The organism is Reyranella sp. GW821-FHT12G01, assembly GCF_058806575.1.
In genome coordinates this window covers 2591158-2611039 of sequence record NZ_JBXAPV010000001.1, presented here as the reverse complement: position 1 = coordinate 2611039, position 19882 = coordinate 2591158, and the positions used below count along the sequence as shown (strand labels likewise).

Here is a 19882-nt window from a genome sequence, read left to right as displayed (position 1 = left end):
CTAACCTCTATTCGGAGAGGCCGTATTCGCCGCCGACATAGCCGTGGCGGTGGCCGAAACGCTCGATCATGACCGTTGCGAGATCCTTCTCCGGCGCGGCGATCCAGCCGCCGGCCCGGACCGCATAGCGTGGCGACGAGGCGGCCGCGCGCGGCGGCTCGCCCTGCTGGAGCGCCCGCGCGGCGGCGACCACGAGCTTGCGGAACTCGACGATGCCGACGTCGGTCGGGCCGAGATGCTCGCGGGTGCGGTCCTGCACGGCGCCCTGGCTGTCCTGGATCGCGGCGTCCTGATCCGACACGCCGCTGATGCCGGTGAAGCTCAGCGTCTTCTGCAGTTCGCGGTCGATCATGTAGTCGTTCCGCATGTTGCGCTTCGGCACGTAGTGCTCGTCGATCTCGGCATGGAGGCTGAGGCCCGACGCATATTTGGCACGCTCGGCGTTGGTGAGCGGCCGATCAGGCACCCAGCTGTAGGTGTAGATCCAGCAGCTCGTGTCATCGACCGGCACCCAGGTCTGGCCATGATAGACCTCGCCGGGGAAGGCGACCGGCACCAGCGCATGGTTGGGCGCGAGATACTGCGCGATGCGCCAGTAGAGATCGGTCGTGTCGGTCTTGCGGCCGGCGGCGATCACCAGGCCCGCGTCATGACTCTGGATCCTGAACTTCGGCCGTGGATCGTCGGTCACCCAGCGGCTGCGGTCGGCGAGGCCGCCTTCCTGTCCGATCGCCGAGGTCTTGCGCAGGATGTCGAGCCGGGCACCTTCGTCCTTGGTCGGGATCGCGTGCAGGAAGGAGAAGTGCGCGGTGTCGATCGCACCCTCGAGGCTCTGCACCCAGTTGCAGTCCTGCCACTTCTTCGAGACGAAGCGATGTCCTGCCGGCACGAGCCCCAGCTCGAGTTGCGGCAGCTCGGGCATCGTCTCGCGCGGACCCATATAGACCCAGACCATGTCGGCCCATTCGCGCACCGGATAGGACAGGAGCTTGATCGTGTCCTTGTAGGTCGACTCCGGTGGCGAGGTCGGCAGGTCGACGCAGTTGCCGTCGATGTCGAACTTCCAGCCGTGGAAGGCGCAGCGCAGGCCACAGTCTTCGTTGCGGCCGAAATAGAGATTGGCGCCGCGATGCGGGCAGTGCGGTTCTACGATGCCGACCCGTCCGTCGCTCTGCCGGAAGGCAAGAAGGTCCTCGCCCATGACGCGGATCTTCTTCGGCGGCCCGTCGCGCTCGGGCAGTTCCTCCGAGAGGAGGGCGGGCATCCAGAAGCGGCGCAGCAGGTCGCCCATCGGCGTGCCGGGGCTGCTCTGTGTCAGGAAGGCGTTGTCGGCGGGAGAGAGCATCAGTCACCCAATCCGTACTGGTTGCCGATATAGCCGCGATCGTGGCCGAAGCGCTCGGCCATCACGGTGGCGAGATCCTTGTCCGGCGCGGCGATCCAACCGCCGGAGCGCACGGCATAGCGATGCGCCTTGTGTGGGATGATGGGCGCTTCGCCACCGGCAAGACGACGGGCCGTGCCCATCACCAGCTTGCGGAACTCGACGATGCCGATGTCGGTCGGGCCGAGATGCTCCTTCGTGCGATCCTGGATCGGACCCTGGCTGTCCTGGATGGCGGCGTCCTGTTCTGAAACGCCGGTGATGCCGGTGAAGTTCTCGGTGAGCTGGACGCTGCGGTCGCGCAGGTAATCGTTGTCCTTGTTGCGCAGCGGCTTGTAGTCGGCATCGACCTCGGAATGGACGTTGAAGCCGCCGCGATACTTGGCGCGCTCGGAGTTGCTCAGCGGCCGGTCGGGCTGCCAACAGTAGGTGTAGATCCAGCAGTTCACGTCATCGACCGGGACCCACGATTGCCCGTAGTAGATCTCGCCGGGGAAGGCGGCCGGTGTGTAAGCGTGGTTTGGCATCAGGAACTGCGCGATGCGCCAGTAGAGGTCGGGACCGTCGGTCTTGCGGCCGCCGGCGATCACCAGACCGGTGTCGTGCCCCAGCACGCTGAACTTTGGCCGCGGATCGTTCTGCACCCAGCGCACGCGATCGTCGGGCTTGGCCTGGTCGCTGAGCGCGGCGCGGCTCATGGCGCGGCGTGCGGCCTCGTCGTCCGTCGCCAGCACCTTGTGCAGGAAGGAGAAGTGCGACGTGTCGATGGCGCCTTCGAGGCTCTGCACCCAGTTGCAGTCCTGCCACTTCTTGGTGACGAAGCGCGAGGCGGCGGGGACGAGTCCCAGTTCGAGCTGCGGCAGCTCGGGCATCGTCTCGCGCGGGCCCATGTAGACCCAGATCATGTCGGCCCATTCGCGCGTTGGGTAGGCGACGAGCTTGATCGTGTCCTTGTAGGCCGACTCGGGCGGCGAGGTCGGCAGGTCGACGCAGTTGCCGTCGGCGTCGAACTTCCAGCCGTGGAAGGAGCAACGCAGTCCGCAATTCTCGTTGCGTCCGTAATAGAGGTTGGCGCCGCGATGCGGGCAGTGCGGCTCGACAATGCCGACCCGCCCGTCGGTCTGGCGGAAGGCTAAAAGGTCCTCGCCGAGCAGGCGAATTTTCTTCGGCGGCCCGTCGCGTTCGGGCAATTCCTCGGAGAGCAGCGCCGGCATCCAGAACCGCCGCAGCATCTCGCCCATCGGCGTGCCCTTGCCGGCACGGGTCAGGAACTCGTTGTCCGCCTTGCTGAGCATTCCATCCTCCTGCCTCGCCGTGTTCCCGGCGTAGGGGCGACGGGCTAGGGGCGCGTCGCTTTCTCCAGAGCCTGATCCAGATCGGCGATGATGTCTGCAACCGTTTCGATGCCGATGGAGAGACGCAGCACGTCCGGGCCGGCGCCGGCCGCGACGCGCTGCTCTTCGGAGAGCTGGCGATGCGTGGTCGAGGCGGGGTGGATGATCAGGCTCTTGGCGTCGCCGATGTTGGCGAGGTGTGAGAAAAGTTCGACGCTGTCGACCATCTTCATGCCGACGTCGTAGCCGCCCTTCACACCGAAGGTGAAGATCGAGCCCGCGCCCTTGGGCAGGTATTTCTTCGCAAGTGCATGGTACTTGTTCGACGGCAGGCCGGCGTAATTCACCCAGGCCACCGCCGGATGCTTCTCGAGATGCTGCGCGACCGCCAGCGCATTGGCGCAGTGACGCTCCATGCGCAGGCCGAGCGTCTCCATGCCGAGCATGGTGAGCCAGGCGTTGAACGGCGCCTGCGTCGGACCGAGGTCGCGCAGGCCGACCGCGTGACTATGGAACGTGTAGGCCATGTCGCCGAACGTCTCGTAGAAATTGAGGCCGTGATAGGCAGGCTCCGGGCCGGCAAGACTCGGGAATTTGCCGCCCTTGGACCAGTCGAACTTGCCGGAGTCGACGACCGCGCCGCCCATCGAGGTGCCGGTGCCGCTCAGGAACTTGGTCGTCGAATGCACGACCAGCGTCGCGCCGTACTCGATCGGCTTGCAAAGCCACGGCGTCGCCAGCGTGTTGTCGACCAGCAGCGGGACGCCGGCATCCTCGGCGATCCGCGCGATCGCTTCGATGTCGCTGATCACGCCGCCCGGATTGGCGAGGCTCTCGATGAAGAAGGCCTTGGTCTTGTCGGTGACGGCGCGCTTGAAATTGTCCGGCGTGTCGGCGTCGACGATGTTCGCCGTCCAGCCAAACTTCGGATAGGTGTTCTTCATCTGCTGCAGCGAACCGCCGTAGAGGCGCGATGCGGCAACGATCTCGGCGCCGGGGCCCATCAATGAGAAGAGGGCGAGGACCTGCGCGGCGTGGCCCGATGAAGCGACGGTGCAGCCGCGGCCGCCTTCGAGAGTCGCGAGGCGTGTTTCGAGCGCGGCATTGGTCGGATTGGTCAGCCGCGAATAGATGAAGCCCACGGTCTGCAGGTTGAAGAGCGCTGCGGCGTGATCGGCATCGTCGAAGACATAGGCCGTGGTCTGGTAGATCGGCAGGGCGCGTGCGCCGGTCGTGGGATCGGGCGCAGCGCCGGCATGCAGCGACAGTGTTTCGAAACCGTATGTCTTGTCGCTCACGAAGCTCTCCCTCGAACGAATACACAGCGCCTGTTCTTCTGGCTGAACAGACGTTTACAGCTTCATTCCGCCCATCAACGGACAATTACGTCAAACGACGAACGATGATTTACAGCGCGGCGGAAGTTTCGCGTCGCGCAACGCAGGTGCGACCGAAAGGTGTCCCCAAGGTGGAGAGGAAGGGGCTGGCCTGCTCGAACTTTCACTCTGTCCACATTTGCTGATTTTATTCAGACGCTACGCAAATGCGCACGTTTGCCCCAGTTTACAGGCGAATCCAGACAACAAACCCCAATATCGGCGCACATCGCGGCGCGCCTTGTGTGAACTACCGCACAGACTTTGCAGAGCCTATGTCGCATTCCGGAGAGCGGGGGTGGCCGATGCGATGTCAGCTTGGCGTAAGCATCGGGCGATACGGTCATTTGCTGTGTTTCGCGATTACTGCCGTCGCAGCACAGCGTAAATGTTTAGGGAGCGAAACACCGTGCAACGGTTTCTAACCAAGGACTTCTTGTCCGGGTTGATGTTTGTCGCCTTTGGTCTGGCGGCTCTCTATTTCGGCCAGCATCTCGCCGTGGGTACTCCTGTCCGCATGGGACCGGGCTACGTGCCGCGGATGCTCTCCCTGATCCTGCTGGCGCTCGGTGTGCTGGTTTGCATCGTGGCGCTGGTGAGCGGCAGCGAGCCGGTCGAGCGGCCGAAGTGGAAGCCCATCACGCTGGTGACCCTCGGTATCGTCTGCTTCGCGTTGCTGTTCGAGCGCGCGGGCCTGATCCCCGCCCTGATCGTGCTGGTCATGATCTCGTCGCTGGCCGGCGAGGAATTCAAGCTCCTGGAAGTGATCGGCAACATCATCGTGCTGTCCATCCTCTGCACGGTCGTCTTCAAAGTCGGACTCGGAATGAACATCTCTGTCGTGCAGGGGATTTGGTAACATGGATCTCCTTGGCAACCTTGCATTAGGCCTGAGCGTCGCCTTCACGTTCCAGAACCTGACCTACGCCCTGCTGGGCTGCATGGTCGGCACGTTGATCGGCGTTCTTCCGGGCATCGGCCCCGTGGCGACCATCGCCATGCTGCTGCCCATCACCTTCCACCTGCCGCCCACGGCCTCGCTGATCATGCTGGCCGGCATCTATTACGGCGCACAGTACGGCGGCTCGACGACGTCGATCCTGGTGAACCTGCCGGGTGAAGCGTCCTCGGTCGTGACCTGTCTGGACGGCTACCAGATGGCAAGGAGGGGACGCGCGGGTGCCGCGCTATCCATCTCGGCGGTCGGTTCGTTCTTCGCCGGCACGGTCGGTACGATCATTATCGTCATCTTCGCCGAACCGCTGACGCGCATGGCGCAGAAGTTCGGCCCCGCCGACTACTGCTCGCTGATGGCCCTGGGCCTTGTGGCGGCGGTCGTGCTGGCCAGCGGCTCGATCACCAAGGCGATCGCGATGGTGTTCCTCGGCCTGCTGTTCGGCCTGATCGGCACCGACGTGAACACCGGCGCCCAGCGCTTTACCTTCGACGTTCCGGAACTGAGCGACGGCATCGACTTCGCGCCGATCGCGATGGGCCTATTCGGCATCGCCGAAATCGTCGTGAACCTGGAGAAACACTTAGAACGCGGGGGAGCGATCAAAGTCGGATCGCTATGGCCAACCCGCGAAGAGATCCGGCGCTCGATCCCGGCCATCCTGCGCGGAACGCTGCTGGGCTCGCTGCTCGGCGTGCTCCCGGGCGGTGGTCCGACCCTCGGCGCCTTCTCGGCCTATACGCTGGAGAAGAAGCTCTCCAAGACTCCCGGTGAGTTCGGCAAGGGTGCGGTCGAAGGCGTCGCGGCGCCCGAAGCGGCCAACAATGCCGCCGCCCAGACCTCGTTCATCCCGATGCTCACGCTTGGCATCCCGTCCAACGCCGTCATGGCGCTGATGGTCGGCGCGATGATCATCCAGGGCATCCAGCCGGGTCCTGAGGTCATGACCAAGAAGCCGGACCTGTTCTGGGGCATGATCGTGTCGATGTGGATCGGCAACGCCATGCTGGTCATCATCAACCTGCCGATGATCGGCATGTGGGTGAAGCTCCTGACAGTGCCGTACCGCTTCCTGGCACCGGCCATCCTGCTCTTCTGCTGCATCGGCGCGTACAGCCTTCAGAACAGTACGTTCCACGTCATGCAGGTCGCGATGTTCGGCGTGCTCGGCTACGTCTTCGTCAAGCTGGGCTGCGAAGGAGCACCGTTCCTTCTGGGCCTCGTGCTGGGACCGCAGATGGAGGAATACTTCCGGCGCGCCATGCTGCTCTCGCGCGGCGACGCCATGGTCTTCCTGGAACGGCCGATCAGCCTTGGCCTGCTCATCACGACTGGCCTGTTGCTGATCCTGATGGCTCTGCCGAGTATCAAGAAAGCCCGCGAGGAAGCCTTCCAGGAGGAAGGCTGACCCTCGGCTCGCGCTAGCGCGAGAACACGATACAAGCCGGGCTGCCGACCTTGGTCTGCAGCCTGGTGGGCGCCAGTAGCCCGTTACGGCCAACCTTGTAGGCGATGATCGAACCGCCGCCCTGGTTGGCGACATAAAGAAAACGCTCCGCCCGATCGAACGCGAAGAAGCGCGGCACGCCGCCCTTCGTCGGCACCCACTGCCGCGGCGTCAGGGTGCCCTTGGCGGCATCGATGCCGAACACGCCGATACTGTCGTGGCCACGGTTCGAGACATAGACGTTGCGTCCCGCACCATCGACCCAGATTTCCGCGCCGGTGCTGTAGCCCGTGAAGTCCGATGGTGTCGACGGCACGGTCTGCAACGGCGTCAGCGCGCCGCTCGCGATGTCCTGTCGGTAGGTCGTGATCGTCGAATCGAGTTCGTTGATCACATAGGCGAACGGCTTGCGCGGATGGAAGTCGATGTGGCGCGGGCCGGCGCTGGGGCGTGAGGCGACACGGCTGGTCTCGACCAGCACGCCGCGCCGGGCATCGAGGCGGTAGCCGATCACGCAGTCCGACCCCTTGCAGGGCAGGTAGAAGGTCTTGCCCGCGCGATCGAGCGGATTGTGGTGCGGGCGGACGTTCTTCTGTTCCGAACGGTGCGGCCCCAGTGGCGCCGTGACGGCCGTGAGCGTGGAATAGGGACCGAGGGCGCCATCCTTGCCAATCGGCAGGGCGGCGAGCGAATCCGAGCCGTAGTTGCTCACGACCAGGAAGCGCTGCTTCGCATCGAAGGCGAGATGGATGGGGTTGTAACCGCCGGTCGGCTGGCGGTTCAGGATGGCGAGGCGGCCGGTCTCGCGATCGACGGTATAGGACGTCGCTTCGCTGCGATCGCCGTGCACGGAATAGAGCCGGTCGCCGTCTTCGTTCAGCGCGAGGAACGACGGATTCTCCAGCCCGCCGAGATGCTGGACGTGCCGGAAGGCGCCGCTGCGCGGGTCGACTCGGTAGACGTTGATGCCGTTGCCGTGGCCGTTGCGCTCCGGCGAGGTGTAGCTTCCGACATAGGCGAAGGTCTGATCTGTTTTCATGGCGCCATTGTTTGCGCCGGACGGAAGCGAGGTCAACGATGCCCTTGGCTGTCAGGCGGCGTTCGAGACGATCAGCACGACACCCACCATCACGAGAACGATGCCGGCAAGTTCGCGGCGGTTCATCGATTCGCGGAAGACCCGGCGCGAGACGAAGTAGCTGAACACGACCTCGATCAGGATCAGCGTGCGAACCTGCGATGCCGGTGCGAGTGCCAGCGCCGTGACGTTAGCCAGCGAAGCAGAAGCCCCGGCCACGCCCGCGAACAACGAGACACGCCACTGCCGCAACGCGCCCAGCACGATCGCGGGATTGCGGAGCAGCAGCCAGAGGCAGAGCAGGATCGCCTGCAGAAGCTGGCTCCAGAACAGGGTCTCGGCGGCGGCCAGGAAGGGCGAGCCGGTATGGAGCGCCAGATTGGCGCCGCGATATCCGACGACCGAGATGGCGAAGGCCGACCCCGAGGCGAGACCGTAGAAGGCGGCCGGATCGGCCCAGCTGCGCCGGGCGCCATCGAGCGCGGGCGGACGGGGCGACAGCAGGACGACGCCCAGGGTCGCCACGATGATGGCCCCGATCGCCAGAGCGGAGAGCGATTCGCCCAGGAACAGCACGGAGAAGAGCGCGACCTGGATGACTTCGCTTTTGGAGTAGACGAGGCCGATCGCGAAGCTGCGTTCCTCCATCGCCCGCAGCAGGAGGGCAGTGCCGGCCATCTGGCTCAGAGCCGCGACCAGGACCCAGCCGCCGAAGACCCAGGTGAGGGCCGGCTGCGGATGGCCGCCGACCGCGAGGACAAGGCAAAGCCACACGGCAAGAACGGGCATGCCGTAGAGGAAGCGCACCAGGGTCGCGCCGAGCGTGCCGAGTTCGGCCGTGAGATGACGTTGCGCGGTGTTGCGAACGGTCTGCGCGGCAGCGGCGAAGACGGTGAGGGGAATCCAGAGCCAGGAAGGAGAAATCATTTCTCCAGCTCGTGGAGGGGTTGTCGTTTGACCATGTTGAACAATTACACATAGGATCGCGGCAATCGGTCGTCGACCGCAAAAGAATCTTCGGGAGCAAACACCATGACGTCCATCAAGTCGCGTCGCGCGAGTCGTCGTCAAATTCTCAAAGGCGCCGGAGCACTGGCTGCTACCGGTCTGATCGGCGCTCCCGCCATCAGCAAGGCGCAGACCGGCGCGATCAAGGTTGGCGTGCCGACCGTGCTGTCGGGCCGCGTCGCCATCCTCGGTCAGACCAGCGTCGGCGGCCTGAAGGTGGTGTTCGACAAGGTCAACGAGGCGGGCGGCATCAACGGTCGCAAGATCGAGATGGTCGTTCGCGATTCCAAGGGCGCGCCGCAGGAAGCCGCCAAGGTGACGCGCGACCTGATCAACAACGACAAGTGCGAGATCATCCTCGATGCCGAAGCATCGAGCGGCGCCTTTGCCGTCCAGGAAGTGATCCGCGAAGTCGGCGTGCTCTGCATCCACTCCAACTCGGAAACCTCGTCACTGACGGCCGATCCGAAGCTGCATGTGCCGACGGCCTTCCGCACCGCGCGACAGGGCATCCACGACGCGATCGGCGGCGGCGACTATGCCGCGAAGATCGCCAAGGCGAAGGGCCTGAAGAAGTGGGCGACCTGCTCGCCCGACTACGCCTACGGGCGTTCGAACACCGCCGAGTTCATGGAATACGCCAAGCATTTCGACGGTTCGATCACGGTGATCGAGGAGACCTGGCCGAAGCTCTTCCAGCCGGACTACACCGAGGTCGTGACCAAGCTGCTGAACGCCAAGGCCGACGCGATGTACTCGGCGCTGTGGGGCGGCGATCTCGTGGCCTTCATCGACCAGGCCAATCTCTACGGCCTGTTCGACAAGCAGGCCTCGTTCATGGTGAACCTCGGCGACTACGGCATCGTCGACGAGGTGAAGCAGTTCCCGCAGGGCGTCTATTCGGGCGGTCGCTATAACCGCACCGTGCCACCGACGCCGGAGAACGAGGCCTGGTACCAGAACTACGTCAAGACGCAGAAGCACAAGCCCAGCAACTGGTCCTGGGAGAATGCCGTCGCGGCGGAATTCCTGGTCGACGCGCTGAAGAAGACCAACGGCGATACCAACGGCAAGAAGCTGGCCGAGGCGATCAAGGGCGCGACCATCAAGACGCCGTTCGGCGTCGACGGCTCGGTGACCATGCGTGCCGAGGACAACACGCTGATCAACTACATCATCGGCTATGGCCTCTCGCAGTCGAAGGAGCCCTTCATCAAGGACTTCCAGACCTCGTCCTGGGGCCCGATCCTCGAGCTCGAGAAGGCCTGGAAGAAGAAGCAGGGCTACGCGACCTGATCTGCGGAAGGGCCGGATACCTGGCCTGAGGGGAGAGCAGCGTGGATCTCGATGCGTTGATGCGCTGCCTGGGGACCGGGTCGTGCGTCGTTACCCAGCTCACCAGCGGCATGATCATCGGCATGCTGCTGTTCCTGATCGCGTCCGGTGTTACGCTGATCTTCGGCGTGCTGAACGTGATCAACTTCGCGCACGGCTCGCTCTACATGCTGGGCGCCTATATCGCGCTCACCCTGTACCAGGCGACGGGCAGCTACTTCGTAGCCGCCGTCGGCGCGGCTCTGCTGGTGGGACTGCTCGGCATCCTTTTCGAGCGGTTCCTGATGAGCAAGGTGTACGGCTCGAACGTGCTGATGCAGCTCCTGGTCTGCTACGCCGTCGTGCTGATCACCGACGACCTGGTGAAGATCATCTGGGGGCCACGTGTCCTGTCGATGGGCATGCCGGCGGAGTTCCGGCTGCCGCCGCTTCGTTTCCTGGGCGGCGTCGTGCCGCCGTATTACCTGTTCATGATCGGCGCGGCGATCGCGACCGGGCTGGTTCTCTGGCTGGTGATCGCGGGCACGCGTTTCGGCAAGATCGTTCGGGCCGCCGCCGTGAACGGCCCGATGGTGTCGGCGCTGGGCATCCGGGTAAACCTCTACTACGCGGCGGTCTTCGCGATCGGCAGCGGGCTTGCCGGTATCGCCGGCGCGCTGGCGGCGCCGGTGCGATCGCTGACGCCGGGCATGGGCTTCTCGATCCTGATCGAATCCTTCATCGTCACGGTGATCGGCGGCATGGGGTCGATCGTCGGCGCCTTCGTGGCGGCGATCATCATCGGCATGACTCGGTCCTTCGGCAGCATCGGCTTCCCGCTGTTCGTCGACGGCGTGATGTTCCTGATCATGGCGCTGGTCCTGATCTTCAAGCCCAGCGGCCTGTTCGGCCGCGTGCAACGGTAGGCGCGCCATGAACAGACGCTGGCGCGACCTCGGATTTGCCGGGCTGGGACTGGTGGCGCTCCTGCTGGTGCCGCTGTTCGGCGCGCCCCCGGCCATCCGTGACTTCATCATGTTCGGCATGGCCTACGGGCTGCTGGCCATGTCGCTCAACCTGCTGATCGGCTACAGCGGCCTGGTCTCGTTCGGCCATGCCATGTTCTTCGCCTCCGGCGCCTACGCCTTCGGACTGGCCATGCAGTCGGGCCAGTTCTCGATCCCCGCAGCCTTCGCCCTGGCGATCGTGTTCACCGCGGTGCTGGCGCTGGTGGTCGGCGCGATCTGCGTGCGGCTGAACGAGATCTACTTCGCGTTCCTGACGCTCGCCTTCCAGATGCTGTTCTACAACGTCATCCTGGGCTGGGTGTCGTTCACGGGTGGCGACCAGGGGCTGATGGGCGGCATCCCGCGGCCGAAGTTTTTAGGCATCGACCTCGCGGACCGCACGCAGCTCTACGTGTTCTGCTCGGTGGCCTTCATCGTCTGCATCGCGCTGCTGCGCCAGATCGTGACATCGCCGTTCGGCTACACGCTGCGCCTGATTCGCGACAATCAGGAACGGGCAGCCTTCCTCGGCATCAACGTGCCGATGGTGAAGCTTGCCTGCTTCGTGATGTCGGCCTGCATCGCCGCCGTGGGCGGCATCCTGCTCGCGCTGTTCGTGTCGGGCGCCTATCCGAACTTCGGCTTCTGGACGACGTCGGGCGAGGCGATCTTCATGATCCTGCTGGGCGGCTCCAACGTCTTCGTGGGGCCGCTGGTCGGCACGGTGATCCTGCGCCTGCTGAACGACATCGCCGTCAGCTACACCACGCACACCGACCTGGTGCTGGGCATCGTGATCCTGCTGCTGGTTCTGGGCCTGCGCAAAGGCCCGCTCGACCTGCTGGCCGAGCGCTGGGAGAACCGGCGCCAGGCAGCTGCTCAGGCCGTGCGCGACGCGGCCGACAAGGAGCGGGGGAAGAGCTGATGCTGAAGCTCGAGAACCTCAAGAAGTCCTTTGGCGGCGTGGCGGCGACCCGCGACGTCAGCCTCGACTTCGCCGATGGCTCGCTGAGCGCCATCATCGGCCCTAACGGCGCCGGCAAGACGACGCTGTTCAACCTGATCACCGGCCGCTTCCCGCCGGATACAGGCCGCATCCTGCTGGCGGGCGAGAACATTGCGGGCCTCTCCCAGCGCAAGATCGTGCGGTTGGGCATTGGGCGCGCCTTCCAGGTCGCGAGCCTGTTCCCGACGCTCACCGTGTCGGAGGCGCTGGCGGCGGCGGCGCAGGCCCATCAGCACCGCGAGACGGTGTTGCGCTCGCCGTTCCCGCTCGCCACGACCACGCGTCAGGGCGACGAGATCATGGAATTGCTGGGGCTGACGAGGGTCGCCGGTATCCTGAGCCGGAACCTCAGTCACGGCGACCAGAAGCTGCTCGACATCGGCCTGGCGCTCGCGCTGGAGCCGAAAGTCCTGCTGCTCGACGAGCCGACCGCCGGCATGGGCCCGGAAGAGCGCTGGCGCATGATCGAGACGGTGCAGCGCCTGTGGCGCGCCCGTGGCATGACCTTGATCTTCATCGAGCACGACATGGATATCGTCTTCAAGGTCGCCCAGACGGTGCGCGTCCTGTCCTACGGCGCCGTGCTGGCAGAGGGGACACCCGACGAGGTGCGGACCAACCCGAAGGTGATCGAGGCCTATCTCGGAAAGTCGGCGCATGGAGCGGCGGCATGAGCGCCACCGAGATCCTGAGGGTCGAGGATATCGACGTTTTCTACGGCGCCAGCCAGATCCTGTTCGGCGTGTCGTTCGGCGTCGAGAAGGGCCAGTCTCTGGCGCTGCTTGGCCGCAACGGCGCGGGCAAGAGCACGACCATGAAATCCATCATCGGTATCGCGCCCAGCAAACGCGGTACGGTCTCGGTGCGTGGTGTGCCGGTGCAGAAATTCACACCCGACCGTATTGCCCGCGAGGGCGTAGGATTCGTCCCCGAGGACCGGCAGATATTCCCGGAGCACTCGGTCGACGACAACCTCAGGATCGCGATCAAGCCGGGCGTCGGCGGTCGCATCGACTGGACGCTGGAGAAGATCTACGACGTTTTCCCGATCCTGGCTTCGATGCGGGGCCGCATGGGCGGCCGCCTGTCCGGCGGCGAGCAGCAGATGCTCACCATCGCGCGCACGCTCATGGGCAATCCAGACGTCGTGCTGCTCGACGAGCCCAGCGAAGGGCTGGCGCCGATCATCGTCGAGAAGATCGGTGAGCTGATCCTGCGGCTGCGCGAGATGGGTACGACCCTGATCGTGGCCGAGCAGAACATGCATTTCTGCCTCGATATCGCGAGCCATGTCGCGGTGATCGACAAGGGTCACATCGTCTATCGCGGCTCGATCGACGAGCTGCGTGCCAACGACGACGTGAAGAAGCGCTACCTGGCGGTCTGAAGCACGACCCGGAGGCCAGGCTTGGCGTCCTCCAGCCGGATCGTGAGGCCGTGCAGGCCGGCGATCGCCTTGACCATCGCAAGGCCGAGGCCGCTGCCTGACGTCGAGCGACTGCGATCGAGCCGGTAGAAGCGGTCGAACACCTTGTCGTGCTCGGAAGCGGGAATGCCCGGTCCGTTGTCGGCTACCTCGATCTCGAAGCCGTCACCCTGTTGGTGCAGGCCGAGGCGGACTTTCGTACCCTCCGGCGTGTGGCGCAGGGCGTTTTCCAGCAGGTTCGAGACGAGCTGGGCGATGAGCTGCCGGTCGCCGGTCAGCATCGCGCCGGGCTCGACCTGCACATCGAGAGCACGATCGGAATCCTCGGCGACCGGCTCGTAGGTCTCGCCCAGGCTCTTCAGCAGCGCGGAGACATCGAACGGCGCAAAGCCGCTCTTCTGCGCGCCGGCCTCCGCCTGGGCGATGCGCAGCAGGGCGGAGAAGGTCTCCAGCAGCGCGTCGGCTTCCTCGATGGCGGCATCCGTGGCAGCGCTGTAATCCTCCGTCGTGGTCGCGCGCTCGCGGGCGTCCTCGAGCTGCTGACGGAGGCGGCCGAGCGGCGTGCGCAGGTCATGGGCGATGTCGCTCGACACCTGGCGCAGGCCGTCCATGAGCTGCTGGATGCGCGCCAGCATGGCGTTGAGGCTGGCCACGAGCTGGTCAATCTCGTCGTGCGTGCCGCGCTCGGGGATGCGGGCTGACAGATCGCCTTCCATGATGGCGCGGCTGGTGCGGGTGATCGTGTCGATGCGGCGCAGGAAGTTGCTGCCGAGCAGTGCGCCGCCGGCAATGGCGAGCAGCAGGGTGAGCCCGCCCGACCAGGAGAAGGCGCGGATGATGGCGCGCTGCATGTCGACCAGGCGGTTGGCGTCCTGCGCCACCAGCAGGAACGAGCCGTCGGGCAAAGTGAGGCCGAAGCCGGTGAGCTTGGCGCGATCGCCGGTCGCGTCGACGGGCTCGGGCTGGTCGCTCTGGGGCTCGAAATCGACGGCGCCGTTGACCGGCGGCATGCCCGGCAGGTTACCGACGACGACGCGGCGGTTAGGCGCCTGCAGGAGGTAAAAGATGGGACCCTTGGTGCGGAAGTTGATGCGTCGCGTGATCTGCTCGGCAAGGCCCGCGAGCCCGCTGCGGCGATGCACTTCGGCGAGCTGATAGGCTTCGGAGCGTAGCACCGCGGCCATGTCGTTCTGCATTGCCGCCGTCGCCGTCCAGTAGACGGTGACGAAAAGCACGGCAGCAGAAACGATGAACAGGACTGCATAGAGCAGCGGGAGGCGGAAGCTCGCCGAGCGCAGGATCCTAGTCAGGCGCGCGGATGACATAGCCGGCCCCCCTGATCGTGTGGAGCAGAGGTTTGTCGAAGCCCTTGTCGATCTTGGAGCGGAGACGGCTGATGTGCGTCTCGACGATGTTGGTCTTGGGGTCGAAGTGGAAGTCCCAGACCTTCTCCAGCAGCATGGTGCGGGTCACGACTTCGCCGGCATGGCGCAGCAGGTATTCGAGGACCTTGAATTCCTGGGCGAGCAATTCGATGCGCTTCCCGGCGCGCGTGACGGTGCGCGCAAGCAGGTCCATTTCGAGATCGCCGGCGACGAGGGCGGTCGCGGCCACGATCGGCGGGCGGCGGGAGAGGGCGCTGATGCGCGCCCGCAGCTCGGCGAAGGCAAAAGGCTTGGTGAGATAGTCATCGCCGCCGGCTTCGAGGCCCGCGACGCGATCATCGACGCCGCCCATGGTCGTCAGGAACAGGACCGGCGCCTTCATGCCAGAGGCGCGAGCGGCCTTGACGAGGGACAGGCCGTCCATTTGCGGCAGCATGCGATCGACGATCAGCACGTCGTATTTCTCGCCCGTCGCAAGGTAGAGGCCATCGCGTCCATTGTCGGCGTGATCGACCACATGGCCATGCTCTCGCAGGCCTTTTGCGATGTAGTCGGCGGTCTGTTTGTCGTCTTCAACGAGGAGGATTTTCACGGCGCCCGTCTAACTGGCGCCGGCCCCCGGCGCAACGTTCCCCAACTATACAAACATTCAATCTGGCGGCCATCAGGGCGCTACGGGTCCTCCCCCATATTCCGCTCACCCCCCAAGGAGGAGGCTGTAGATCATGACCAAGACCAAGTCCCGTATCCTGACTGCCCTGGCGCTCACCACCGCCCTGACGGCGCCTGCCCTGATCGCCCCGATGTTCGTCGCTCCCGCGGCCATCGCCGGCCAGACCATGCCCGTTCAGGACTTCTCGGACCTGGCTGCCAAGGTGACCCCTGCGGTCGTCAATGTCGCCGTGACCATGAAGGCCGATGCGGACGACGGCGACGAGACCCGCATGTCGGACTCGCAGCAGAAGCAGATGGAAGAGTTCATGAAGCGCTTCTCGGAGCGTTTCGGCCAGCCGATGCAGCCGAACCAGCCGGGTCGCCCGGATGGCAAGCAGGCGCGCCCGCAGTCGAAGGAGAAGGCCCAGGCCGTCGGCACGGGCTTCATCGTCGACGCCAAGGGCGTGATCGTCACCAACTTCCACGTCGTCGGCAAGGCCGACTCGATCACCATCACCATGGCGGACGGCACCAAGCTGCCGGCCAAGATGCTGGGTGGCGACGAGAAGACCGACCTGGCCGTGCTGAAGGTCGAGAGCGACAAGGCGCTGCCGTTCGTCTCGTTCGGCGACGCCACCAAGATCCGCGTCGGCCAGCCGGTGATGGCGGTGGGCAATCCGTTCGGCCTCGGTGGCACCGTGACCACGGGCATCGTGTCGGCGCGCGGCCGTGACATCCACTCCGGCCCGTTCGACGACTACATCCAGACCGACGCCGCCATCAACCGCGGCAACTCTGGCGGCCCGCTGTTCGACATGGACGGCAACGTGATCGGCATCAACACGGCCATCTACTCGCCGACCGGCGGCAGCATCGGCCTGGGCTTTGCCATCCCGTCCTCGCTGGCGCAGCCGGTGGTGGCGGAGCTGAAGGACAGCGGCCGGGTCGAGCGTGGCCTGCTCGGTGTCCAGATCCAGCCGGTCTCGAAGGAGATCGCCGAGAGCCTGTCGCTCAAGGACGAGAAGGGTGCCCTGGTGGCGATGGTCCAGCCGGACAGCGCCGCGCTCGCAGCCGGTGTCCAGTCGGGTGACGTGATCATGAGCGTCGACGGCAAGAAGGTCGACGGCATCAAGGAGCTGACCCGCACGATCTCCGCGGTCAAGCCGGGCAACTCGGTGAAGCTGGGTGTGTGGCGTGACGGCAAGGAGATGAGCCTGACCGCCAAGGTCGGTGGCCAGAAGGACGACGCGATCGTCAAGGCCAGCGCCGATGGCAAGGATGCCGTGAAGCCGGCGCCGATGTCTTACGGCGTGTCGCTGGCGCCGCTCTCTCCGGAGGCGCGCAAGCAGCTCGGCCTCGACGGCGATGTGAAGGGTGTGGTGGTCGCCACCGTCGAGCCGGGTAGCCCCGCCGACGACCAGGGCCTCAAGGCCGGCGACGTCCTCCAGCAGGTCGGCAAGGATGCCGTCGACAGCCCGAAGATGGCTGCCGAGAAGCTCAAGGAAGCGAAGACCACCGGCAAGCCGGTGCTCATGAAAGTGTTTCGAGAGGGGATGACGCGCTTTGTCGCTATCTCTCCCCGGGCGGCCTAGCAAACCTCTCGATCGGTCGGAGCCCTCGGGCTCCGGCCGAAGCCTTCTACTCAAGCGTAACGCTTAGTCTTCGAGGTTGAGGCGAAGCCGCTATCTCTCCCCGGGCGGTTAGCAGGACCTCAGTAAGAGGCCGACGGTGGCCCCACCACCGTCGGCTTTCTCTCAACCGACGCCTTCTCTCAGGGGGGCCGCGTCATTTCAGGCGAAGACCGGAAAGGCGCGATCATGAGGGGGAGCGGGAGGTCTGTAGCGCTGGTGTGGCAGCGCGGTGGACCTCCCCACCCTCATCCCAATGCCGGCCGAATGGCCGGCATTGTTGCGTTCAAGTCATGACGCGCCGTTTCAGGGTTTCGTACTGCCGGGCCGACGTGTCTTCGAGCGCTTCGATCCGGTTGCTTGGCAGGTCCTGGTAGTCGAGGGGCTGCTCGAACTGGCTGTCGGTGAAGTCGAGTCGTTGGCCACCGCTTCGATTGTAGAAATGCCACTGACCGTCGACCGACGTCTTCAGGATGTCGCCACCGATCAGGTCCTGGACGACAAGAGCCGTGACGCTGCACTGGCCGCATGCCGGATTGTCGGCTGTCCATTTGCTGCTGGTCTCTGTCGACCACGCCGACCGTAGTCTTTCCGCTAAATCGCTTGCGAGAGGCGGTGTCATTTCAAAGACTCCGGATGCTCAGCCGGGCAAAGGCATGCCATCTGGAATTCTGGACGAACACACGCAGGTAGATCTGCTCAGGGTTGGAGCCCGATTGGTGCTCGAGAACGATCTGTGCCGGCGTGCTGGTCTCGTAGAAAGTTTCGAGCAGGCTCGGCGAGAGATTGGCCGTGGTCGGGCTGCCGATCGAGAGGATCGACGGATGCTTGTTGGGCAGCTCGCGCAAGCCGGCGCCTTCCGACGCGACACCGGGAACGAGCGCCCGCAGCCGGCAATAGCCGGCCGAGGCAGGTGACTGGATCGAGGTCGTCTCGGGCGGTTCGCTGCCGGTCGTATAGGCGACCATCGACAGTCCGCTGATCTGATAGGCGCCCGGAGCCAGCGTCACGATCCCGGTGGCGAAATCGCACTGGATCGCATCGCCCTTGCGGGCATCGGTATCGGTGAAGACGCGCCGGTTCCAGCCGGGCGTCATCGGTTTCGATTCGGGCGAGAATTCCGTGAACACCGCGTAGTCGGACGGGGCGGACATCGGCTTTCTCCTGTCAGAGCTAGAGGGCGCGCTTCCTCGAGGAGATGACGCCGCTCGCGATGCCGTGCCATTCGATGGTGCCGGCGAGGCGCGAATGTTCGATCTTGGGGCAGCGGTTCATCACCACCTTGAGGCCGGCCTTCTCGGCACGTTCGGCGGCGTCCATGTTCACGACGCCGAGCTGCATCCACACGACCTTGGCGCCATGCTTGATCGCCTCGTCGGTGATCGGCCCGGCCGCTTCGGAGTTGCGGAAGATGTCGACCATGTCGGCCTTCACCGGCAGCTCGTCGAGCGAGCCGTAGACCGTCTGGCCCAGGATTTCCTGGCCCTTGGCGGCGGGATTGACCGGGATCACCTTGTAGCCACGGTCCAGCAGATATTTCGCAGCAAAGAAGCTCGGCCGATTCCAGTTGGCCGATAGGCCAACCATGGCGATAGTCTTCGTTTCGCGCAGGATCTTGCGCAGGTAGAGATCGTCATAACGGTCGCTGAAGGCGGCTTTCATGGGGGGACTATACATGGCCGGTCCGATGCTGTTCGAGCCGATTTCGATCCGCGACGTCACCCTGAAGAACCGGGTCGTGGTCGCGCCGATGCACCAGTATGCGGCGGAGAAGGGCTTCGCGACCGACTGGCACCTGGTGAATGCCGGCCGCTATGCCGCCGGCGGCGCTGGCCTCGTCATCATGGAATCCACCAAGGTCGAGCGGCGCGGTTGTGGCACCGTGGGCGATCTTGGCCTGTGGGATGACGCCTTCATTCCCGGCCTTAAGCGCTGCGTCGATTTCATCCGGCTGCATAATTCCGTGCCGGGTATCCAACTCGGCCATTCCGGCCGCAAGGCGCGGCGCTTCCGGCCGTGGGAAGGCGGCGCGCCTCTGAAGCCGTCACCCGAGATCGACGACTGGGACCAGTGGGAGCTGGTCTCGTCGAGCGGCATCAACTCGCCTGACACCGATCCGACGCCGCGTGCGCTGACGCTTGCGGAAATCCCGGAAGCGGTCGAGCGCTGGGGGCAGGCGGCTCGTCGCGCCCACGAGGCCGGGTTCGACGTGCTCGATATCCACATGGCGCACGGCTACCTGATCCATCAGTTCCTTTCGCCGTTCTCCAACGTGCGCAACGACCAGTATGGCGGCAGCGAGTTGAACCGCATGCGCTTCGCCATCGAGGTAGTGGAGAGCGTTCGCGCGCACTGGCCGGCTTCGAAGCCGCTGTTCGTGCGCTTCTCGGTCGAGGACGATTCCGGCTGGGGCCCCGACCAGAGCGTGGCGCTGGCGAAGATCCTGAAGCCCAAGGGCGTCGACGTGATCGACTGTAGCTCAGGCGGCATGCGTGGTTCGCCGGTGGTGAGCGCAGGCCCCGTGACTTATGGCTATCAGGTTCCGTACGCAGACCGTCTGAAGAACGATGCCGACATTTTGAGCATGGCCGTCGGGCTCATCGTGCATGCCGACCAGGCGGAGAAGATCCTGCAGGAAGGCCGCGCCGACCTGATCGCGCTGGCGCGAGAGCTTCTTTACAATCCCAACTGGCCGATGGATGCGGCGCAGAAGCTCGGCGTCGATGCGAAGTTCGCGTCGGTCCCGCCGGCCCAGGCCTACTGGCTGGCCAAGCGCGCACAGTCTGTGAAGTCGGTCACACCGTCGACTTACATGAAGGGCCTGAATGTCGAGTGAGAGTGACCTCACTCCGACGTGACACCATGCGATGGCGTTGCGCG

General features: G+C 65.0%; 19 protein-coding genes. 9 read left to right on the top strand and 10 right to left on the bottom strand.

The genetic code is table 11. From position 1 onward, the window contains the following. Positions 1 to 7: 7 nt before the first annotated feature. From AC1RP5_RS12515 to AC1RP5_RS12505, 3 genes are read right to left on the bottom strand one after another with little or no spacing between them, the layout of a single operon-like run. Positions 8 to 1345: a Rieske 2Fe-2S domain-containing protein gene (locus tag AC1RP5_RS12515; protein ID WP_493110967.1), complete on the bottom strand. Its 1338-nt coding sequence runs from the start codon at positions 1343 to 1345 to the stop codon at positions 8 to 10. Then, entirely contained in the window at positions 1345 to 2679 is a 1335-nt protein-coding gene (locus tag AC1RP5_RS12510) for a Rieske 2Fe-2S domain-containing protein (RefSeq protein WP_493110966.1), read from the bottom strand. Before AC1RP5_RS12510 ends, AC1RP5_RS12515 begins: the two co-directional genes overlap by 1 nt. A 44-nt stretch (positions 2680 to 2723) precedes the next feature. Further along, complete coding sequence (locus AC1RP5_RS12505) at positions 2724 to 4016, bottom strand: O-acetylhomoserine aminocarboxypropyltransferase (protein WP_493110965.1); 1293 nt, start codon at positions 4014 to 4016, stop codon at positions 2724 to 2726. A 487-nt stretch (positions 4017 to 4503) separates the two neighbouring features. Here AC1RP5_RS12505 and AC1RP5_RS12500 point away from each other — a divergent pair, with 487 nt between their 5' ends. Beyond that, positions 4504 to 4953: a tripartite tricarboxylate transporter TctB family protein gene (locus AC1RP5_RS12500; protein ID WP_493110964.1), complete on the top strand. Its 450-nt coding sequence runs from the start codon at positions 4504 to 4506 to the stop codon at positions 4951 to 4953. 1 nt (position 4954) lies between these two features. Further along, positions 4955 to 6457: a tripartite tricarboxylate transporter permease gene (locus AC1RP5_RS12495; RefSeq protein WP_493110963.1), complete on the top strand. Its 1503-nt coding sequence runs from the start codon at positions 4955 to 4957 to the stop codon at positions 6455 to 6457. A gap of 13 nt (positions 6458 to 6470) precedes the next feature. Here the strand turns inward: AC1RP5_RS12495 and AC1RP5_RS12490 are convergent, their stop codons facing one another. Then, positions 6471 to 7535, bottom strand: coding sequence for a lactonase family protein (locus AC1RP5_RS12490; protein ID WP_493110962.1), 1065 nt, complete (start codon positions 7533 to 7535; stop codon positions 6471 to 6473). A gap of 51 nt (positions 7536 to 7586) precedes the next feature. Beyond that, a complete protein-coding gene (locus AC1RP5_RS12485; protein ID WP_493110961.1) occupies positions 7587 to 8501 on the bottom strand; it encodes a DMT family transporter in 915 nt (304 codons plus the stop codon). A 105-nt stretch (positions 8502 to 8606) separates the two neighbouring features. Here AC1RP5_RS12485 and AC1RP5_RS12480 point away from each other — a divergent pair, with 105 nt between their 5' ends. The 5 genes from AC1RP5_RS12480 to AC1RP5_RS12460 are packed head-to-tail and all read left to right on the top strand — an operon-like array spanning position 8607 to position 13296. Then, positions 8607 to 9878 (top strand): ABC transporter substrate-binding protein, encoded by a 1272-nt coding sequence (locus AC1RP5_RS12480; protein ID WP_493110960.1) that lies wholly within the window; start codon positions 8607 to 8609, stop codon positions 9876 to 9878. 41 nt (positions 9879 to 9919) lie between these two features. Beyond that, positions 9920 to 10822 carry a branched-chain amino acid ABC transporter permease gene (locus AC1RP5_RS12475; RefSeq protein ID WP_493110959.1) on the top strand — a complete coding sequence of 301 codons (903 nt, stop codon included), beginning with the start codon at positions 9920 to 9922 and terminating at the stop codon, positions 10820 to 10822. Positions 10823 to 10829: 7 nt separating this feature from the next. Beyond that, on the top strand, positions 10830 to 11828 hold the full coding sequence (locus tag AC1RP5_RS12470) for a branched-chain amino acid ABC transporter permease (protein ID WP_493110958.1): 999 nt from the start codon (positions 10830 to 10832) through the stop codon (positions 11826 to 11828). Continuing rightward, on the top strand, positions 11828 to 12583 hold the full coding sequence (locus tag AC1RP5_RS12465; protein WP_493110957.1) for an ABC transporter ATP-binding protein: 756 nt from the start codon (positions 11828 to 11830) through the stop codon (positions 12581 to 12583). The genes AC1RP5_RS12470 and AC1RP5_RS12465 overlap by 1 nt, the downstream gene beginning before the upstream one ends. Further along, positions 12580 to 13296, top strand: a complete 717-nt coding sequence (locus AC1RP5_RS12460; protein ID WP_493110956.1) for an ABC transporter ATP-binding protein — start codon at positions 12580 to 12582, stop codon at positions 13294 to 13296. The genes AC1RP5_RS12465 and AC1RP5_RS12460 overlap by 4 nt, the downstream gene beginning before the upstream one ends. Here the strand turns inward: AC1RP5_RS12460 and AC1RP5_RS12455 are convergent. Together AC1RP5_RS12455 and AC1RP5_RS12450 are read right to left on the bottom strand one after the other, a co-directional pair. Beyond that, positions 13281 to 14660, bottom strand: coding sequence for a sensor histidine kinase (locus AC1RP5_RS12455; RefSeq protein ID WP_493110955.1), 1380 nt, complete (start codon positions 14658 to 14660; stop codon positions 13281 to 13283). The genes AC1RP5_RS12460 and AC1RP5_RS12455 overlap by 16 nt on opposite strands. Continuing rightward, positions 14638 to 15312, bottom strand: coding sequence for a winged helix-turn-helix domain-containing protein (locus tag AC1RP5_RS12450; protein WP_493110954.1), 675 nt, complete (start codon positions 15310 to 15312; stop codon positions 14638 to 14640). Before AC1RP5_RS12450 ends, AC1RP5_RS12455 begins: the two co-directional genes overlap by 23 nt. Before the next feature lie 133 nt (positions 15313 to 15445). Here AC1RP5_RS12450 and AC1RP5_RS12445 point away from each other — a divergent pair, with 133 nt between their 5' ends. Further along, positions 15446 to 16966, top strand: coding sequence for a Do family serine endopeptidase (locus AC1RP5_RS12445; protein WP_493110953.1), 1521 nt, complete (start codon positions 15446 to 15448; stop codon positions 16964 to 16966). Between the two features lie 322 nt (positions 16967 to 17288). On the opposite strand, the gene AC1RP5_RS12440 is transcribed toward AC1RP5_RS12445, so the two are convergent. Genes AC1RP5_RS12440 through AC1RP5_RS12430 form a run of 3 tightly spaced genes read right to left on the bottom strand, consistent with a single transcriptional unit; the run spans position 17289 to position 18664 of the window. After that, positions 17289 to 17624, bottom strand: a complete 336-nt coding sequence (locus tag AC1RP5_RS12440; protein WP_493110952.1) for a YunG family protein — start codon at positions 17622 to 17624, stop codon at positions 17289 to 17291. Between the two features lies 1 nt (position 17625). Then, positions 17626 to 18156: a hypothetical protein gene (locus AC1RP5_RS12435; RefSeq protein WP_493110951.1), complete on the bottom strand. Its 531-nt coding sequence runs from the start codon at positions 18154 to 18156 to the stop codon at positions 17626 to 17628. Positions 18157 to 18175: 19 nt separating this feature from the next. After that, positions 18176 to 18664: a CoA-binding protein gene (locus tag AC1RP5_RS12430; protein ID WP_493110950.1), complete on the bottom strand. Its 489-nt coding sequence runs from the start codon at positions 18662 to 18664 to the stop codon at positions 18176 to 18178. A 13-nt stretch (positions 18665 to 18677) separates the two neighbouring features. Here AC1RP5_RS12430 and AC1RP5_RS12425 point away from each other — a divergent pair, with 13 nt between their 5' ends. After that, positions 18678 to 19838 carry an NADH:flavin oxidoreductase/NADH oxidase gene (locus tag AC1RP5_RS12425; RefSeq protein WP_493110949.1) on the top strand — a complete coding sequence of 387 codons (1161 nt, stop codon included), beginning with the start codon at positions 18678 to 18680 and terminating at the stop codon, positions 19836 to 19838. Positions 19839 to 19882: the final 44 nt, after the last annotated feature.

What these genes read in the sequence shown, in the direction of transcription:
- AC1RP5_RS12515 (WP_493110967.1), bottom strand. Translation starts at nt 1,345, where the DNA reads ATGCTCTCTCCCGCCGACAACGCCTTCCTGACACAGAGCAGCCCCGGC.
- AC1RP5_RS12510 (WP_493110966.1), bottom strand. Translation starts at nt 2,679, where the DNA reads ATGCTCAGCAAGGCGGACAACGAGTTCCTGACCCGTGCCGGCAAGGGC.
- AC1RP5_RS12495 (WP_493110963.1), top strand. Translation starts at nt 4,955, where the DNA reads ATGGATCTCCTTGGCAACCTTGCATTAGGCCTGAGCGTCGCCTTCACG.
- AC1RP5_RS12490 (WP_493110962.1), bottom strand. Translation starts at nt 7,535, where the DNA reads ATGAAAACAGATCAGACCTTCGCCTATGTCGGAAGCTACACCTCGCCG.
- AC1RP5_RS12485 (WP_493110961.1), bottom strand. Translation starts at nt 8,501, where the DNA reads ATGATTTCTCCTTCCTGGCTCTGGATTCCCCTCACCGTCTTCGCCGCT.
- AC1RP5_RS12480 (WP_493110960.1), top strand. Translation starts at nt 8,607, where the DNA reads ATGACGTCCATCAAGTCGCGTCGCGCGAGTCGTCGTCAAATTCTCAAA.
- AC1RP5_RS12470 (WP_493110958.1), top strand. Translation starts at nt 10,830, where the DNA reads ATGAACAGACGCTGGCGCGACCTCGGATTTGCCGGGCTGGGACTGGTG.
- AC1RP5_RS12465 (WP_493110957.1), top strand. Translation starts at nt 11,828, where the DNA reads ATGCTGAAGCTCGAGAACCTCAAGAAGTCCTTTGGCGGCGTGGCGGCG.
- AC1RP5_RS12460 (WP_493110956.1), top strand. Translation starts at nt 12,580, where the DNA reads ATGAGCGCCACCGAGATCCTGAGGGTCGAGGATATCGACGTTTTCTAC.
- AC1RP5_RS12455 (WP_493110955.1), bottom strand. Translation starts at nt 14,660, where the DNA reads ATGTCATCCGCGCGCCTGACTAGGATCCTGCGCTCGGCGAGCTTCCGC.
- AC1RP5_RS12445 (WP_493110953.1), top strand. Translation starts at nt 15,446, where the DNA reads ATGACCAAGACCAAGTCCCGTATCCTGACTGCCCTGGCGCTCACCACC.
- AC1RP5_RS12440 (WP_493110952.1), bottom strand. Translation starts at nt 17,624, where the DNA reads ATGACACCGCCTCTCGCAAGCGATTTAGCGGAAAGACTACGGTCGGCG.
- AC1RP5_RS12435 (WP_493110951.1), bottom strand. Translation starts at nt 18,156, where the DNA reads ATGTCCGCCCCGTCCGACTACGCGGTGTTCACGGAATTCTCGCCCGAA.
- AC1RP5_RS12430 (WP_493110950.1), bottom strand. Translation starts at nt 18,664, where the DNA reads ATGAAAGCCGCCTTCAGCGACCGTTATGACGATCTCTACCTGCGCAAG.
- AC1RP5_RS12425 (WP_493110949.1), top strand. Translation starts at nt 18,678, where the DNA reads ATGGCCGGTCCGATGCTGTTCGAGCCGATTTCGATCCGCGACGTCACC.